Raw genomic sequence first — 16,521 nt, forward strand, 5'->3', positions numbered from 1 at the left:
ATTAATTAAAAAAAGTTTTAGCCATAGACTGTATTACTTTATTGTTGATATGCTTTCTAAAAGCATACAATAGTCCCGAAATCAACAAAAATACAAACCCGACAATTACACATCCTAAAGGTTGACTATCCAACTCATTACCAATAGCAATAGCACTAGCAACAGCCAAAAACATCAAACCTATTAGCGCTAAGCTTCCAATAATAAAAGCCTTAAAAACTAAACTAACAGAAGATGTTAATTGTTGAAAAACCTTTAACCTATAGTATTCATGAGACTTTTTTAAATACGTCTCACCTTTATCTACAGCCTCATTAGAAGATTCATTTATAGATTCAAAAACAGTCATACTATTTTTGAAGTTTTTTGTTCTTAGCCTTTAAGTCTTTTAATTTGTTCTCTAAGGTAGTAATAACGTCATCCGCTTTATAACTTGCATCAGACACTATAGTTTCTAATTGCACATCTAACGTGTGTTTTTTGTTTGTTAACGTGTCCGTTACTTGATCTTTTAAATGCAATGCTTCATTTGCAATTTTATCTTTAGTAGCAACCGCCTCTTCTTTTAATTTTTGTCTAGTCTTACTTCCTTTATCTGGTGCAAATAAAATTCCTAATGCTGCTCCTACTGCGCCACCTAATAATAATCCTAATGCTGTATTTGTGTTCTTACTCATTGTATATTTTTTTTTTGGTTAATAAATCAACTGATTGTTCTAATATCAGCTTACACAAAGATAAAATTTACAGATTTAATTATTCTTAATAAAAATCTAAATAAAGTGATAAATCTATGTTAAATACCATCCTAAAACATTAAATATTATAGATAATTAATAATTTTAACAAAAACAAAATCATGAAAAAGCAAATAACAACCAAAAACCCTTATACTGGTAAGACTTTAGAAACTTATGATTATCATACCAAAAAAGAGATTGAAACTATTTTAGAATTATCACAATCTACTTTTAATTCTTGGAGTCAAACCGAAATACCTGAACGCACCAAATTACTAAAAAATGTTGCTAATCTTTTAGAGACTAATACACTAGAATATGCGCAATTAATGACAGCCGAAATGGGTAAACCTATTTCGCAAAGTATAGCAGAAATTAAGAAATGTGCCACATTATGTGACTTTTATATTACCAATGCTGATAAATTTTTATCCGATCAAATTATTGAAACAGAAGCGCATGAAAGTTTTATAAGCTACGATCCTTTGGGTACAATACTATCTATAATGCCTTGGAATTATCCATTTTGGCAAGTCTTTAGATTTGCAGTACCAACTTTAACAGCAGGTAACGTCGGATTATTAAAACACGCGTCCAACACAACCGGAACTGCACTAGCAATGGAAAAACTTTTTATAGATGCGGGATATCCTAAAGGCTGTTTCCAAACTATTTTAGTAAACCATGACGATATAGAAACTGTAATAGCACATGACACTGTAAAAGCAGTTACCCTAACAGGAAGCGAAAAAGCAGGAAAAAGTATTGCTGTACTAGCTGCTAAAAATCTAAAAAAAACAGTGCTAGAATTGGGTGGTAATAATGCCTGTGTGGTTTTAGACGATGCTAATTTAGACAAGTATATAGACACTATGGTTAGTGCTAGAATGCAAAATAATGGACAAAGTTGTATTGCTGCAAAACGTTTTATAGTCACAGAGAAAATATATGACACCTTTTTAGAGCAGTTTACAGGCAAAGTAAAAGCCCTAAAAATTGGTGATCCAGAAAAAAAAGACACCTATACTAGTGTAATGGCCAGAGAAGATTTAGCCGAAGAATTAGAAAACCAAGTTACTAAATCGCTTGAAAAAGGCGCTAAAGTGCATTATGGTAATACAAGAAAAGGTGCGGCTTACCAACCTACAATTATCACAGAAGTGACTCCAAATATGCCCATTTTTGATGAAGAAACATTTGGACCTGTAGCAGCTATTATTAAAGCAAAAGACAAAAAAGAAGCTTTAGATTTAGCAAAAAACTCACGATTTGGACTCGGAACAATGATTTTTACCGAAGACATTAAAAGCATTTACCACAATATTAGTGACATTCCGGATGGTGCACTTTTTATTAACGAAATGGTTAAATCAGATCCTAGATTACCTTTCGGAGGAACAAAAGCCTCAGGATATGGTAGAGAATTATCTAAAGAAGGAATATTAGAATTTGTAAACATCAAGACCGTTTACATCAATAAGTAACAATTTTTGTCGATTTTGGCCAAAAAATCGCCGAAACCGTTCAAAAAAGGTCATAAAAAAAGCTTCAGTAAAAACTGAAGCTTTTTTGTCGGGGTGGCAGGATTCGAACCTGCGGCCTCCACGTCCCAAACGTGGCGCGATAACCGGGCTACGCTACACCCCGAGTGATTATCATTTTTCCACAAAACGATATGTTTTTTGGAGGTGCAAATATACATCTTTTCCTTAAACCAAAGCTGTTTTATTAATTTATTTTTAAAAAAAGATATTTTTTGACGAAAACGATTGAATTATTATTCAAAACTAATTTATAATTCCATAATTTGAGTAACACTCATCCTAAAGATTTTAGTAAATTTGCCTACTAAGATTTAATAAAATAATATGCTGATAATAGGAATTGCAGGAGGTACTGGTTGTGGTAAAACAACTGTTGTTAATCAAATATTAACCCAATTACCGGAAGGTGAAGTGGGAATAATATCACAAGATTCGTACTACAAAGATACGAGCCACCTGTCTTACGACGAAAGAATTAAAATTAACTTTGACCATCCAAGATCTATCGATTTTGACCTTTTAGAACAACATTTAAAAGATTTAAAAGCGGGAGAATCTATAGAACAACCTGTGTACTCTTTTGTAAAACACAACAGAACAGGTGATACAATTAAAACAAAACCAAGAAAAGTAATGATTGTGGAAGGTATTTTAATACTAACACACCCAGAACTTAGAGAGATGTTTGATATTAAAATATTTGTACATGCAGATAGTGACGAGCGTTTAATTAGACGATTAAAACGTGATATTACAGAACGTGGTAGAGATATTGACGAAGTATTAGCACGTTACCAAAACACATTAAAACCAATGCATCAGCAATTTATACAACCAATGATGGAGTATGCTGATATTATTATACCTAACAATAAATACAACACGGTTGCTGTAGACATTGTAAAGACTATAATTAACGAAAAACTACAATAAGCTAAGTCATGAAGTGGTATAAAAACATATATATAATTATCCTAATCATGTTTGGAGTATGGATGGTTTTTTTTGATACCAATTCTTTACTTAGTCATAACGAAGTCAACCAAGAACGTAATAAGTTGGAAGACGAGAAAACGTATTATCGAAAAGAAATAGTAAAAGATAAGAAGGCTATAAAAAAACTGACTAACGAAGACGGTTTAGAAACTTTTGCTAGAGAGAAATACTATATGAAAAAGGAAAACGAAGATATTTATATCATCGAATATGCAGATAGCTTAAAGACCAAAAACAATGAGTAACTCACTTTTTTCCGCATTTGAAAAAGTATCTTCTAAAGCTTGGAAACAAAAAATTCAAGTCGATTTAAAAGGTGCTGACTACAACGACAGCCTAATTTGGAAAACCAATCAAGGTATTGATGTCCGTCCATTTTATCATCAAGATGAAATGGGAGAAACCTTTAAAATCCAACCACAACAGTGGGCTATTGGTCAGATCATTTTTGTTCAAAACGAAAAAGCATCTAACACAAAAGCATTAGACGCGATTGAAAGAGGTGCCGAAACCTTAAAATTTATCATTCCTAATAAAGCAGTTTCAATAGAAAAAACGTTAGAAAATATTGACCTAAGCACGACAACTATTCAGCTAGAGCTTTTATTTTCTGATCAAGACTATTTAAACAACCTGGCCAAAATTTCCGCGAAAGCGTTATTAATTTTTGACCCAATCGGGTTTTTAGCGCAAACAGGAAACTGGTTTGAAACCTCTAATACCAGCTTAATAATTAACAACCAAATTACGGTTAACACCACAGCATATCAAAATGCAGGTGCAACAATTATACAGCAATTAGCTTACGGATTATCGCATTTAAACGACTATTTTAGTGCACCAGATTTTGCTAATGCTACAGTTAAAACAGTTAATTTTAATGTCGCTGTAAGTACCAATTACTTTTTTGAAATAGCAAAACTTAGAGCATTACGTGTCTTATATAGTACATTGGCTGCAGAATATAATTGTGATGCCAAATTGCTGATACATGCCATCCCGACAAAACGTAATAAAACTATTTACGACTTTAACACCAACATGTTACGCACCACTACGGAATGTATGAGTGCTATTTTAGGTGGCGCAAATACGGTCTATAATTTACCGTACGATGCTATTTACCATAAGGATAACGAGTTTGGAGAGCGTATAGCGCGTAATCAATTATTAATTTTGAAAAACGAAAGCTATTTTGATGTTGTAAATAATGCTGCAGATGGGAGTTATTATATAGAAACGCTAACGTCTCAATTAGCAGAAAAAGCCTTAACTTTATTCAAAGAAATTGAGGCAAATGGTGGTTTTATTGCACAATTAAAAGAAGGTACAATACAGAAAAAGATTAAAGAAAGTGCTACCAAAGAACAAGAACAGTTTGATGACGGTACAATCACACTTTTAGGAACCAATAAGCATCCTAATAAAAATGATAAAATGAAACATGATCTTGAGCTGTTTCCTTTTCTGAAAATTAATCCAAGAAAAACACTAATCCAACCTATCATAGAAAGGCGATTAGCAGAAACTTTAGAACAAAACAGATTAAAAACTGAATAAACTATTATTACACTATGAACACACGTATTTTTAAAATTGCATTAGTATTAGTTATAGCTTTAAATGTAAGCTGTAAAAAAAGTGAAGCAAAATTATCAGAATTTAAATACGCCGACCAACCGGACGCTGTGACTTGCAATTCTGGTTATGACGCTGTTATTAAAGAAGCATTGTATGCTTTTGAAAAAGATATACTTACTAAATACGATCAGAAAGGTCAAAACAAATTAAAAGCATATAGAGCTTATATTAATAATTCGATTTCTAATAGAATTAACTTAGAAGCGACCATTACACCACACTCTAAAGCTATTTATGATGTACTAAAATCAAAACCAGAATTATGGGACGGTACACATTTAAACTACACAAGTCCAGTTGTTACTTGTATTATAGACAATATTAAAGACAAAAAATTACAACAAAGTTTGGTGTCTTTAATTAGTACAAATAGCATGAGATCAGAATTGTTTACGCCAGCATTAAGAAGCAGTTCGTCTTACGCTAGAGATACGTATTTAGCTACTTTTTTAGCTTTAGACTTATACTATTCAAAATTTAATACGGTAGATTTTAGTAAAGTAAACCTATCAAATAATATTGGCGAAGTACTGCCAGGAGATCTTGACAAAAAAGCTACTAATGCGACTATAACACCAAATACACCTGCTAAAAAGGACGATCACGCAGGACATAACCACGACTAATACATTGCACGCTTGAAAATAAAAATCATCATACCAATACTTCTAATGTTCTTTTTTTCTTGTAAAGAAGAGACCAAAGAAACTACTGTTAAAGATGATCTTTTTGGGCAATATTTTAATTTAGACAAAGACAATATTGATGTGTATTTACCTAATACATTACAACAATACACTGTAGATCAATATGCTGGATTGTTGGGCGCTATTGAAGACTCGGTTGCCAGACAAACCGAAATTATGCGTTTTAATATTTTAAAATACTCTAAAAAAAATGTGTATTTTTTTAGAACATTAAATCATACTACGGACGTGTCTATAAAAATGACTGACTATTTTCCTTTTAGTAAAGATGACTCTAGGTATATGTCGGCTTTAGTATCGCAATCTTGTCAAGAAAGTGCATCAGTATCTAATAGTACTTGTACCAAATTAAAGTCGGGATATTCAGGCAACAAGCAGACACAAGCCTTTATGGCTAAATATAAAATTGAGTCAGGGACAGAACCAACAAGTTACGCAACCATTTATGCGGTTAGTTCTAATTATAAATCTTTTATTATAACCTTTCGCTCTATGTTGAATAGGAAGTACAATACATTCATCCAAAAAACTATCGTCAAATAATGGCTAGAAAAGACCTTAAACATATCACCCTAAAATCGCCTATTAAAAAGGAAACGCAACACGTGTCTTCTTTTTTAACTGCGGAAGATATTATGGTTAAATCGGAATATACTAAGGCCGATTTAAAAGACGTCGATCACCTTGACTTTGTGGCTGGATTAGCGCCAAACTTGCGTGGACCTTACAGTACCATGTACGTTAGAAGACCTTGGACTATCCGTCAATATGCAGGATTTAGTACCGCTGAAGAAAGTAACGCCTTTTACAGACGTAACTTAGAGGCAGGACAAAAAGGACTATCCGTTGCTTTTGATTTAGCAACACACAGAGGCTATGATTCTGATCACGAGCGTGTGGTTGGAGATGTTGGAAAAGCTGGAGTTGCAATAGACTCAGTCGAAGATATGAAAGTCTTATTTGACCAGATTCCGTTAGATAAAATGTCGGTATCCATGACTATGAATGGTGCTGTGTTACCCATCTTAGCGTTTTATATTGTTGCAGCAGAAGAGCAAGGTGTAAAACCAGAACAACTAGCCGGAACCATTCAAAATGATATTTTAAAAGAGTTTATGGTGCGTAATACGTACATCTACCCACCTACTCCGTCCATGAAAATAATTTCGGATATTTTTGAATATACTAGTAAGCATATGCCAAAATACAATAGTATTAGTATTTCTGGTTATCATATGCAAGAAGCAGGCGCCACTTGCGATATCGAGCTGGCTTACACCCTAGCAGATGGACTAGAATATATTAGAAAAGGATTAGCAGCCGGAATGGATATAGACACCTTTGCACCGCGTTTATCCTTTTTCTGGGCAATTGGTATGAATCACTTTATGGAAATTGCTAAAATGCGTGCTGCACGTATGCTTTGGTCAAAATTAGTGAGTCAGTTTAATCCAAAAAACCAAAAAAGTTTAGCGTTGCGTACGCATTGTCAAACCAGTGGTTGGAGCTTAACAGAGCAAGACCCGTTTAATAATGTTGCCCGCACCACTATTGAAGCTACCGCAGCTGCTTTTGGAGGGACACAAAGTTTACACACCAATGCACTGGATGAGGCTATTGCATTACCAACAGATTTCTCAGCACGTATTGCACGTAACACACAAATATATTTACAAGAAGAAACCAATATTACAAAAACGGTAGATCCTTGGGCAGGTAGTTATTATGTCGAAAAACTAACACATGATATTACTGAAAAAGCATGGTCTTTAATTGAAGAAGTAGAAGCTCTTGGTGGTATGACTAAAGCTATTGAAGCTGGTATACCAAAACTACGTATAGAAGAAGCTGCTGCTAGAAAACAAGCACGTATAGATTCTAGTCAAGACATTATTGTTGGGGTTAATAAATATGTTTTAGATGAAGAAGATGCTATTACAACCTTAGAAGTTGATAATCAAACGGTACGATTACAACAAATTGAAGGATTAGAAAAAATTAAAGCCGAAAGAAACACTGCCAAAGTTAACGATGCCTTAGCAAATTTAACAGAAGCAGCTAAAACAGGTAAAGAAAATTTATTAGCTTTAGCTGTAATTGCAGCGCGAGAGCGTGCAACATTAGGCGAAATTAGTGATGCTTTAGAAGCTGTTTTTGGACGTTATAAAGCACAAATTAAATCTTTTTCTGGCGTGTATAGTAAAGAAATTAAAGACGATAAATCTTTTGCGAAAGCAAAAGCACTAGCAGATCAATTTGCAGAGCAAGATGGTCGTAGACCACGTATTATGATTGCTAAAATGGGGCAAGACGGGCACGATCGTGGCGCAAAAGTAGTGGCTACCGGTTATGCAGATGTTGGTTTTGACGTGGATATAGGTCCTTTATTTCAAACGCCTAAAGAAGCTGCAAAACAAGCAGTAGAAAATGATGTACACATCCTTGGTGTGTCATCTCTTGCAGCAGGACACAAAACATTAGTCCCACAGGTTATAGAAGAGCTTAAAAAGTATGGCAGAGAAGATATTATGGTAATTGTTGGTGGTGTTATACCAAAACAAGACTACCAATATTTATTTGATGCTGGCGCTGTTGCTGTCTTTGGTCCTGGAACAAAAATTAGCGATGCGGCAATAAAAATATTAGAAATCTTGATTGATTAATCACGGTTTTTAAACACCAAATAACATAATAATAGTAAAAAGTGTAAGCTAACATAGCTTGCACTTTTTTTATGCGTTATAATTATACACAGTTTTGTTAATAACTGCACGGTAATTATATTTAAAATCATTCGGGAATTAAGATTAAAAAATTAACTTCGTGACAACAACCAAACCAATTAATTACACTTTTTATTTATAGTTTAGTTTAATTACTTAACTGGAAAAAAAGTAATCATATCCCTTATAAAAATAGGGATATGGCGAATGTGAGTGATTGTATAATTAGTTACGAATAATACAAACCAAAAACTGAACATATGCTACTAAAAAAAATGCGGTACTTAATATTTTTATCTTTCGTTATTAACATAGGCTGTAAAGAAGAACATGCTAGCCTAGTTTTAATTGGAAATATTGACAATAAAGTAAATGGTAAAATCACTTTAAATCAGATAAACGATAATCTTAAAGGTACTTTCTATAATTTAGACAACGACACTAATATAGAATTGAGAGGAACAATAAAGGGTAATGTTGTCAATCTTGAAGAATATTCTAATCTTGGTAAAATATCAGGTTTCTTTGAAGGAACTCTGAAAGGGAATGTATATGCAGGTAACTGGCTAAGCCCAAATAAAAAAACAAAAACCCCTTTCCATTTTAAAATAAAAGGACTTAAAACTAAAATATCAAAAGAAACACTACATTCAAAAAATAATGATGAAACTCTTATGATACCTAATTTAAAAAAAGCTTATTCTAAATGGTTTAATAAAAAAACCACAAGCGACAAGGAGTTTTTTACCAATGATGAGTGTATGAAAGAACGCTACGATATGACATCTGAACGAATAAACACGAAGAGATATGGAACTGTATTAGACTACTACGAAAATCCTGAATTTATAATAGGCCACATAAATGATGATAAATATAAAGATGCTGTTTTGAATTTTGAATCTTATTATTGTGGTGGAAACGGATTCTGGGCAATAAATTTAATTTTTATTTCAAATGAATTAGGAGAATATACTGTTTTTTATAACCCAGATTTAGATTTTGATACTGATGAAAATATTGGAATGGAGTATATTGAAAGTATTAAAAATAAAACAATTGTAGGGAAGCAACTGAAAGCAATAAATGGTAGACATCCCGACTTTTATCGAGATTTTGAAATAAAATTTCAAGAAGGAAAATTTTGGTCTAAATATTATGAATTAAAAGAAAGATAATAAATACTATTTGTAATACTGTATATAATTTATTGCTGCCTTCTTGCCAACTTGCGTAAGTACTCGCGGACTTTTTTAGTCAGTAATTATCTACTAAATTAGGTACTTAAAACACGTAACAAACCATATAAAAACACGTTGTACACAACCGAAAAACTAAATGGAAAACATTGAATTATATAAGGATATTTATACAATTGCAAAGCCTTTTGTTGACCCACTAATATCAACTATTCTAAAACCTAAATTAGAATCTTTATCTGCTTGGCTTAAAAGAAAAAAGGTCGAAAATGATTTAGTTGATAATTTTTTTGAAAATAAATTTGAAGAATATTTATATAGAACTTACCAAAACTGCTATTATTTAAATACGATTGCCTTTCCAAATGAAAAAATAAAACTGAATGAAATATACTATCCTACAACTTTAATTTGCTCGAAAGACCACAAAAGATATAAAGTAGATACTATTAATTTAGATTTTTTAAAAAACAATGATAGAATTTTGGTGTCAGATTACGCAGGAATGGGTAAATCAACATTATCAAGGTATTTAGTCAATAGATGCATATCAAAGAATTTAGGAATTCCAATTTTCATAGAACTTAGACAAATTAATAAAGAGAACACTATTCTAGAAGAGCTCTTCAATCAATTAAATCCAATTGAAAAAGATTTAGACAAAGATTTTATTTTAAAAATAATTACTCGAGGAGATTTTATTGTTATTCTTGATGGTTTTGATGAGATTCCGACAATAAATCAAGAATTTGTAATAAAAGAGGTTAGAAAGTTTATTTCAAAAGCGAGTAAAAATAAGTTTATATTAACATCACGACCAGAAGCATCATTATCCAGTTTTGGTGATTTTCAAAACTTCTTCATAGAACCTTTAAAAAAAGAAGATTCTTTTACAATAATCGACAAATATGATAACTTAAGTCAAATTAAGATAGCGGATAATCTTAAAAAAGACATTAATGACCGAATAAGTCAAATAGATGAATTTTTAACAAATCCTTTTTTGGTTTCACTTCTATATAAATCATATACTTACAACAGAGATATTCCATCAAAAAGAGTAACATTTTATGATGAAGTGTATACAGCACTATTTAAAGCACACGATTTATCAAAAGATGGTTACAAAAGACAAAAGACATCAAAGTTAGACATTCAGGATTTCAGAGTTATTCTTAGAGATTTAGCCTTCAACACTGCCAAAAAGAGGCTTGTGGAATATAGTGAGCAAGAATTAATATCATATATAAATCAATCTAAAGAAAATATTTCCGGCATTTCATTTAAGACCAATGATTTTCTAGATGATTTACTATTAACTGTTCCAATAATTATCAGAGATGGAAACAAAATAAAATGGGCACACAAATCTATACAGGACTATTTCGCAGCAGAATTCATTTGTTTTCACCAAAAAAAAGAAAAAATTCTTAACAAGATTTTTTCTACTCAAAATGAAGCTTTCTTGAATATACTAATTTTAGTTCAAGAACTAGATATAAAAACATTTCGTAAAACAATATTATTCAAACTGATAAAAAACTATATAAATCACTACGAAAAATCTTACAAGAAATTCAAACTTGAAGAACACATAAATAATCGAAAAGCAATGACTTTCGGATTAGAAATATGTTTTTTACAATTAGAAAATCAAATTGAACATAATGAAGGAAGAAAAATTGTTTGGAGAAAATACCCAAGCCTCGATGGTGTAAAATTTTATAGTACTTTTACTTATAACACAAATTTTTTTACATTTTTTCATATAGATTTTTACAGACAATTAATTGAATTACTATATTCCGTTTATCCAACTATCTATTACAATGCTTTTAAATTAAGTACACAGAATCCAAAAACAATTACCTTAAACAAAATAGGAACACCTGAAAGACTAAATGATAATCCTACAAACAATTTAAACTCAGCATCGAATTTCAAAATAGTAAATAATGAAATTTACAACTGCCTAAATCCAAGATGGACAAATAGAAATAGACAAGTTTTAATACTAGATATTGACAAATGCAAAGCACAAATGGATTTAATTGAAAAAGAAATAAAGAAAGATAAAGAGATTGATATACTTGATGGAATTTAAAAAGCAGTGTACAACACCGTATGAAATTAATTGCTAGTTCTAGCCTACTTACGAAAGTCCTAGCGGACTTTCTTGCTCAGTAATTATTTACTAAATTAGTTGCTTGAATCACGCAAACAACCATATACAATCCCGTTAGGCAACATAAAGAGAAACGACATTGACAGATAGAAAAACCAACTTCAAAACCATTTGGCAAAGAGCTAAAATTAGACCAATACTACTACTTTTTGCATTTCAAGGAATTGCATTTGCATTATTACTCTTTCTTCCAATGGGATTGATGATGAATTCATTGGGAGATAGTTTCCCATTTGTTGAAAACGTGGAAAAAATCCAATCTGACGGAAAAAATGAAAACGCTGTTCTGACAAACATCAAAGGAATTAACAATGTTACGATTAACGGAAATAATCCTCAAATATTGACCTATGAATTTGATTTTAATGGACAAAAAACAGAATCAAAGTTTAGTGTATTTGAACCTGACAAAACTGATATTTTAAAAATTGGAGATATTATTCCAATTAAACATTTGAACGGACAATCAATACCGACAGAATTTGAGCAATACACTTTTAATATGAATTTTATGTATTATATAGCTGGAGTTATTCTGCTAATTGGACTAATTCTTTGCTATCTTCTATATTCACGAATAAATAAAGAAATCTTATTATATAAAACAGGCAGAATTATGGAGGGTAAAATAGTTTCAATAAGCCATAATAAAGGTTTTACATTTTCAAAATTTGGTTCGTCAATGGATGTGCATTATGAATATGGAAATAACGTTGCGAAATCGAGAACTAATAATTTTGCTTTGACAAATAATAAATCAACAGGAGATTCAATTAAAATTTTGGTTTCACAAGACGGAAACTCATCTTGTCTATATCCAGAATTGATTGCTAAAACTAATAATTGGAAAGAAAATTACGTTGCCTAACACCGCATAAAAATAATTGTGGTTTAGAGCTTAATCAAAAGGTAGTTATGTATTTACTAATTCCCATACCCTAACACATTGTAAATAGCACGAATGAAAGCGATTTTAAAAATAATATTCATAGTTTTTTTGACTATTTATAGTTGTAAAACAAAGCAAATAGAAAAAACAGAACCGAAAACAAACGCACCAAAAGTTGAGTTTTCTGTATATGATTTAGGCAAAAGTGATTTACCTAAACTGAAAAGACAAGTAAATGATTATGAATTTGTCTTTACTATGGAGCAATTGGAAAAATTGACTTTAATGATTAGAGAATTTGAGAAAAACACAACTAATCAAATAGCAATCGTTTCAATAGAATCTATTGGGAAATACTCGGATTTTGACAAGTTTGCGGTTGATTTATCAAATTATAACGGAATTGGTTTAAAAGAAAAAGACAATGGACTGTCTATTGTTTTCAGTACAAATTTGAGAAAAATAAGAATTACGACAGGATTTGGAACTGAAAAAATTTTGACTGACAAAATTTGTAAAAATATACTTGACCAAACCATTATTCCTGAATTGAAAAACGGAAATTATTACAACGGAATTGAAAAAGGTTTGACGGAAATAATGGCAAAATGGAAATAAAGTACTGTTTACAACAATGTACAAATTAATTGTCAAATCAGTTCCTTAAACCACGCAACGAAATCATACACAACAACGATGAATTAACTAAAATGAAAAACTTTAAACTAACATTTGGATTTATTTTTTTAAGCATTTTATGTTTTAATCAAGCATTCGCACAAAATGCAACACCAAAAGCGGATTGGGACAAATTAATTGTTGGAAAGTGGATTAACAAAACAAATAAAACTGAAGACGGAAAAGAGTATTTAGGATTGAAATGCAAGGACACTATACAGTACTTCCAAAATGGAAATTATAAATCAGAACAATGTGATTGGAATGAAACAGGAAAATGGAAATTTTCTGAGAATTATGATTTAATTATACATTACGATATTGATAACGAATATTGGAAAAAAGAACTCGGAACTGATGACTTGGGGGAAAGTCACGGAAAAATAGTATCATTAACTGAAACTGAATTAGTGACAATAACTTATGCCGAAATGGAAGGCGAAATTCGTTGTTATTATAGTAAACTGAAATAAAGTCAGCACATAACACCGTTTAAAAATAATTGCGGTTTAGAGCTTGATCAAAAGTATAATCAAGACTTAAATAGTTGTATACAAGCTGGAGAAACCAAAAGTGAATGAATAAAACTGAAATTTCTGAAATCATAAAGACAAAACATTTGAAACTAAGAAAATGGAGTTTAATTGAGCATTATTTTCTTGTTATCCTCTTTTTGTCAATGCCAATGGTATATCTTATAGGAATTGTCGAATCCATAATAGAGAATAATACTATTGTTTATGATAAAGCAATGTCTGAAATAGGTTTTGCTTTAATTTCTCTATTTATAGCAATAATCTTCTTGATAATAAAACGCAAAGCAATCAAATTCAAAACTATTGATTTAAAAGTCTCTAAACAAGATTTTGACAAAGCAGTCGAGCTAACTCAAACAGAATTGGATTGGCTGATTTTAGAGAAGAATTCTAAATATGTAATCGCTTTTTCAAAAAACAATTTTGGGGGTTTCTCAGAAACTATAAGAATTATAAAAAAGCATAATCTAATTTTGATAAATAGCATTGGCAGTCCATATTCTATGCCATTATCTGGAAGAAACGAAGAAAACATAGAAACTTTTAAGCAAAACCTGACAAAAGCCAATGTACAACACCGTGTATAATTAATTGCTTGTTTTAAGCCTACTTATTAAAGTTTTCACGCACTATCTATGCGGTTATTATTTGTTAGATCACATTATAAACCAAGCAAACAATCAAAGACACACTTTATACCCCACATTTATAAAAAACAATCCAATTTAGTATTTTACCGATTGTTAGGTAATTAAATATTTTATTATATATTTGCAGCATGAGACCACAAAAAGTATTGGACATAGATATGTTAATTGGATTAGCCAGCGTGTTTCGCGCTAAAGGTTATGAAGGTGCTAGTTTAAAAGATCTAGCGGATATTACGGGTTTAAAAAAAGCGAGTTTATACCATAGATTTCCAAACGGAAAACAAGAAATGGCGGAAGCAGTACTTTCTAATATAGACCAATGGGTTAAGGATAATATAGTGTCCGTTTTAAAAGATGATAATTATAGTCCAAAAATAAGATTACAACAAGCACTATCTCAAATCCGTGTCTTTTATAATCAAGGAGAAGAAACCTGTATTATACGTGCCTTTTCTATGCAAGCAGGATTAGAATTATTTGAACAACATGTCAAAGAGGGCCTTACCGAATGGCTTAATGCCTTTACTGAAATTGGTCTACAATTAAACCTAACGCCTGCTGTAGCAGAAAAAAAAGCACTACAAACCTTAATAGATATTCAAGGTAGTTTAATACTTACTAAAGGATTACACGATGCCTCTATTTTTGAAACCACCATGCAAAACATTGAAAACAACTATTTAAACACATAAAAAAAATTAAAACATAATTTTACCGAATGGTCGGTAATTAACTAATTTAAATAATAATACCATGAAAAAAGCAATAACACTTTATCTAATTCTTTTACTATTTGGATGTCATACAGACACCACTTCAAAAAACAACACCATTACAAGCAAAACTACCAAAACGGAAACCACAACCTATAAAAAACTAGACGTTAATGGCGTAACAATTGCGTATCGCGAAGCCGGAAATCCTGACAAACCTACCATTGTACTTCTGCATGGTTTCCCATCCTCCTCACACCAATACAGAAAAGTACTAAATACCTTATCAAACGACTTCCATTTAATAGCACCAGACTATCCTGGATTTGGAAATAGTGATTTTCCGTTGTCCACAGACTACGACTACACTTTTGACAATATTGCAACAACAATAGATACCTTTTTAGAATTAAAGGGATTACAATCTTACGCCATAATGATCCAAGATTACGGTGCACCTATTGGCTTCAGAATAGCAACCGCACATCCAGAAAAAATTACAGCCATAATTAATCAGAATGGAAACGCATACAAAGCCGGTTTAGGAGATGCTTGGGCAGACACACGACTATTATGGGCTAACCGAACTAAAACTACAGAAGACGCCCTCCTACCCGCTTTTACGCTACAAGGTTTGAAATGGCAATACACACACGGAACCCGAAATTCAGAAAACGTAAATCCGGACACCTGGCACTTAGATTATTTAAGACTATCTAGACCCAATGCACATAAAGTAAACATCGATTTATTTTACGATTACCAAAACAATATAAAACTATACCCAGAATGGCAACAATACTTAAGAGACAATCAACCACCGCTGTTAATAGTTTGGGGTAAAAACGATGCCTTTTTTCCGGAAAGTGGTGCCGAAGCATTTAAAAAGGATGTTAAAAAAATTGATTATAACATCTACAATACAGGGCATTTTGCTTTAGAGGAAGATGGCGAAGCCATTATTGAAAAGATCAGAAGTTTTATGAAGGGGTTAAACAAATAACTCCCAATTATTAAACAAAACCTTAAAAGTGTAAGCCAGTATAGCTTGCACTTTTTTTAGGCGTTATAATTATAAACCGTTTTGTTAATAACTGCACGGTAATTATATTTAAAATCATTCGGGAATTAATATTAAAAAATTAACTTCGTTAAAACAACCAAAACAATTAATTACACTTTTATGTATACTTTAGTTTAATTACTTAACTGGAACAAAAAGTAATCTTATCCATTATTAAAACAGGGATATGAGGAATAGTAGTGATTATATAACTAGTTGTGTGTAATTACTCAACCAACGAGAATAAAGATATTGAT

The 16,521-nt window shown here is 31.5% G+C and carries 17 protein-coding genes and 1 tRNA gene; 15 read left to right on the plus strand and 3 right to left on the minus strand.

Translation table 11 applies throughout. The features are described from left to right. Window position 1: 1 nt before the first annotated feature. Window positions 2-349 (minus strand): hypothetical protein, encoded by a 348-nt coding sequence (locus BMZ09_RS09340; RefSeq protein WP_090839818.1) that lies wholly within the window; start codon window positions 347-349, stop codon window positions 2-4. A gap of 1 nt (window position 350) precedes the next feature. Beyond that, window positions 351-677 (minus strand): YtxH domain-containing protein, encoded by a 327-nt coding sequence (locus BMZ09_RS09345; RefSeq protein WP_090839820.1) that lies wholly within the window; start codon window positions 675-677, stop codon window positions 351-353. 182 nt (window positions 678-859) lie between these two features. Between BMZ09_RS09345 and BMZ09_RS09350 the strand changes: the two genes are divergently transcribed. Further along, window positions 860-2,224 carry an NAD-dependent succinate-semialdehyde dehydrogenase gene (locus tag BMZ09_RS09350; protein WP_090839822.1) on the plus strand — a complete coding sequence of 455 codons (1,365 nt, stop codon included), beginning with the start codon at window positions 860-862 and terminating at the stop codon, window positions 2,222-2,224. Between the two features lie 88 nt (window positions 2,225-2,312). Here BMZ09_RS09350 and BMZ09_RS09355 read toward each other — a convergent pair. Further along, a tRNA-Pro gene (locus BMZ09_RS09355) sits at window positions 2,313-2,387 on the minus strand. A 221-nt stretch (window positions 2,388-2,608) separates the two neighbouring features. Here BMZ09_RS09355 and udk point away from each other — a divergent pair. The 14 genes from udk to BMZ09_RS09425 all read left to right on the plus strand — a co-directional run bounded on the left by udk (window position 2,609) and on the right by BMZ09_RS09425 (window position 16,204). Then, complete coding sequence (udk, locus tag BMZ09_RS09360; protein ID WP_090839824.1) at window positions 2,609-3,217, plus strand: uridine kinase; 609 nt, start codon at window positions 2,609-2,611, stop codon at window positions 3,215-3,217. A gap of 8 nt (window positions 3,218-3,225) precedes the next feature. Further along, window positions 3,226-3,525 carry an FtsB family cell division protein gene (locus BMZ09_RS09365; protein ID WP_090839826.1) on the plus strand — a complete coding sequence of 100 codons (300 nt, stop codon included), beginning with the start codon at window positions 3,226-3,228 and terminating at the stop codon, window positions 3,523-3,525. Next, the gene (locus tag BMZ09_RS09370; protein WP_090839828.1) at window positions 3,518-4,840 is read left to right on the plus strand and encodes a methylmalonyl-CoA mutase subunit beta; all 1,323 of its coding nucleotides are present in this window, start codon (window positions 3,518-3,520) and stop codon (window positions 4,838-4,840) included. The genes BMZ09_RS09365 and BMZ09_RS09370 overlap by 8 nt, the downstream gene beginning before the upstream one ends. 14 nt (window positions 4,841-4,854) lie before the next feature. After that, a complete protein-coding gene (locus BMZ09_RS09375) occupies window positions 4,855-5,547 on the plus strand; it encodes a hypothetical protein (protein ID WP_090839830.1) in 693 nt (230 codons plus the stop codon). A 12-nt stretch (window positions 5,548-5,559) separates the two neighbouring features. Further along, window positions 5,560-6,171 carry a hypothetical protein gene (locus BMZ09_RS09380; protein ID WP_143067802.1) on the plus strand — a complete coding sequence of 204 codons (612 nt, stop codon included), beginning with the start codon at window positions 5,560-5,562 and terminating at the stop codon, window positions 6,169-6,171. Further along, complete coding sequence (gene scpA / locus BMZ09_RS09385) at window positions 6,171-8,291, plus strand: methylmalonyl-CoA mutase (RefSeq protein WP_090839834.1); 2,121 nt, start codon at window positions 6,171-6,173, stop codon at window positions 8,289-8,291. Before BMZ09_RS09380 ends, scpA begins: the two co-directional genes overlap by 1 nt. Window positions 8,292-8,611: 320 nt before the next feature. Next, window positions 8,612-9,529, plus strand: coding sequence for a hypothetical protein (locus BMZ09_RS09390; protein ID WP_090839836.1), 918 nt, complete (start codon window positions 8,612-8,614; stop codon window positions 9,527-9,529). A gap of 160 nt (window positions 9,530-9,689) precedes the next feature. Beyond that, the gene (locus BMZ09_RS09395) at window positions 9,690-11,654 is read left to right on the plus strand and encodes an NACHT domain-containing protein (protein WP_090839838.1); all 1,965 of its coding nucleotides are present in this window, start codon (window positions 9,690-9,692) and stop codon (window positions 11,652-11,654) included. Window positions 11,655-11,814: 160 nt separating this feature from the next. Further along, window positions 11,815-12,603, plus strand: coding sequence for a hypothetical protein (locus tag BMZ09_RS09400; RefSeq protein WP_090839840.1), 789 nt, complete (start codon window positions 11,815-11,817; stop codon window positions 12,601-12,603). Window positions 12,604-12,696: 93 nt separating this feature from the next. Beyond that, window positions 12,697-13,242, plus strand: a complete 546-nt coding sequence (locus tag BMZ09_RS09405; protein ID WP_090839842.1) for a TPM domain-containing protein — start codon at window positions 12,697-12,699, stop codon at window positions 13,240-13,242. A 92-nt stretch (window positions 13,243-13,334) separates the two neighbouring features. Next, entirely contained in the window at window positions 13,335-13,775 is a 441-nt protein-coding gene (locus tag BMZ09_RS09410; protein ID WP_143067803.1) for a hypothetical protein, read from the plus strand. Between the two features lie 104 nt (window positions 13,776-13,879). Next, window positions 13,880-14,425 (plus strand): hypothetical protein, encoded by a 546-nt coding sequence (locus BMZ09_RS09415; RefSeq protein ID WP_090839846.1) that lies wholly within the window; start codon window positions 13,880-13,882, stop codon window positions 14,423-14,425. Between the two features lie 191 nt (window positions 14,426-14,616). Continuing rightward, on the plus strand, window positions 14,617-15,180 hold the full coding sequence (locus BMZ09_RS09420) for a TetR/AcrR family transcriptional regulator (RefSeq protein ID WP_090839848.1): 564 nt from the start codon (window positions 14,617-14,619) through the stop codon (window positions 15,178-15,180). Window positions 15,181-15,241: 61 nt separating this feature from the next. Further along, a complete protein-coding gene (locus BMZ09_RS09425; protein WP_090839850.1) occupies window positions 15,242-16,204 on the plus strand; it encodes an alpha/beta fold hydrolase in 963 nt (320 codons plus the stop codon). The last annotated feature ends 317 nt before the right edge of the window (window positions 16,205-16,521 follow it).

It is taken from the genome of Olleya namhaensis (assembly GCF_900114005.1).
GTDB lineage: Bacteria > Bacteroidota > Bacteroidia > Flavobacteriales > Flavobacteriaceae > Olleya > Olleya namhaensis.

Bases quoted from the DNA above. Each gene is read 5' to 3' on its own strand.
- BMZ09_RS09425 (WP_090839850.1), top strand. From the start codon at position 15,242: ATGAAAAAAGCAATAACACTTTATCTAATTCTTTTACTATTTGGATGT.
- BMZ09_RS09365 (WP_090839826.1), top strand. From the start codon at position 3,226: ATGAAGTGGTATAAAAACATATATATAATTATCCTAATCATGTTTGGA.
- BMZ09_RS09420 (WP_090839848.1), top strand. From the start codon at position 14,617: ATGAGACCACAAAAAGTATTGGACATAGATATGTTAATTGGATTAGCC.
- BMZ09_RS09370 (WP_090839828.1), top strand. From the start codon at position 3,518: ATGAGTAACTCACTTTTTTCCGCATTTGAAAAAGTATCTTCTAAAGCT.
- BMZ09_RS09375 (WP_090839830.1), top strand. From the start codon at position 4,855: ATGAACACACGTATTTTTAAAATTGCATTAGTATTAGTTATAGCTTTA.
- BMZ09_RS09390 (WP_090839836.1), top strand. From the start codon at position 8,612: ATGCTACTAAAAAAAATGCGGTACTTAATATTTTTATCTTTCGTTATT.
- BMZ09_RS09340 (WP_090839818.1), bottom strand. From the start codon at position 349: ATGACTGTTTTTGAATCTATAAATGAATCTTCTAATGAGGCTGTAGAT.
- BMZ09_RS09415 (WP_090839846.1), top strand. From the start codon at position 13,880: ATGAATAAAACTGAAATTTCTGAAATCATAAAGACAAAACATTTGAAA.
- BMZ09_RS09395 (WP_090839838.1), top strand. From the start codon at position 9,690: ATGGAAAACATTGAATTATATAAGGATATTTATACAATTGCAAAGCCT.
- udk (WP_090839824.1), top strand. From the start codon at position 2,609: ATGCTGATAATAGGAATTGCAGGAGGTACTGGTTGTGGTAAAACAACT.
- scpA (WP_090839834.1), top strand. From the start codon at position 6,171: ATGGCTAGAAAAGACCTTAAACATATCACCCTAAAATCGCCTATTAAA.
- BMZ09_RS09345 (WP_090839820.1), bottom strand. From the start codon at position 677: ATGAGTAAGAACACAAATACAGCATTAGGATTATTATTAGGTGGCGCA.
- BMZ09_RS09405 (WP_090839842.1), top strand. From the start codon at position 12,697: ATGAAAGCGATTTTAAAAATAATATTCATAGTTTTTTTGACTATTTAT.
- BMZ09_RS09410 (WP_143067803.1), top strand. From the start codon at position 13,335: ATGAAAAACTTTAAACTAACATTTGGATTTATTTTTTTAAGCATTTTA.
- BMZ09_RS09350 (WP_090839822.1), top strand. From the start codon at position 860: ATGAAAAAGCAAATAACAACCAAAAACCCTTATACTGGTAAGACTTTA.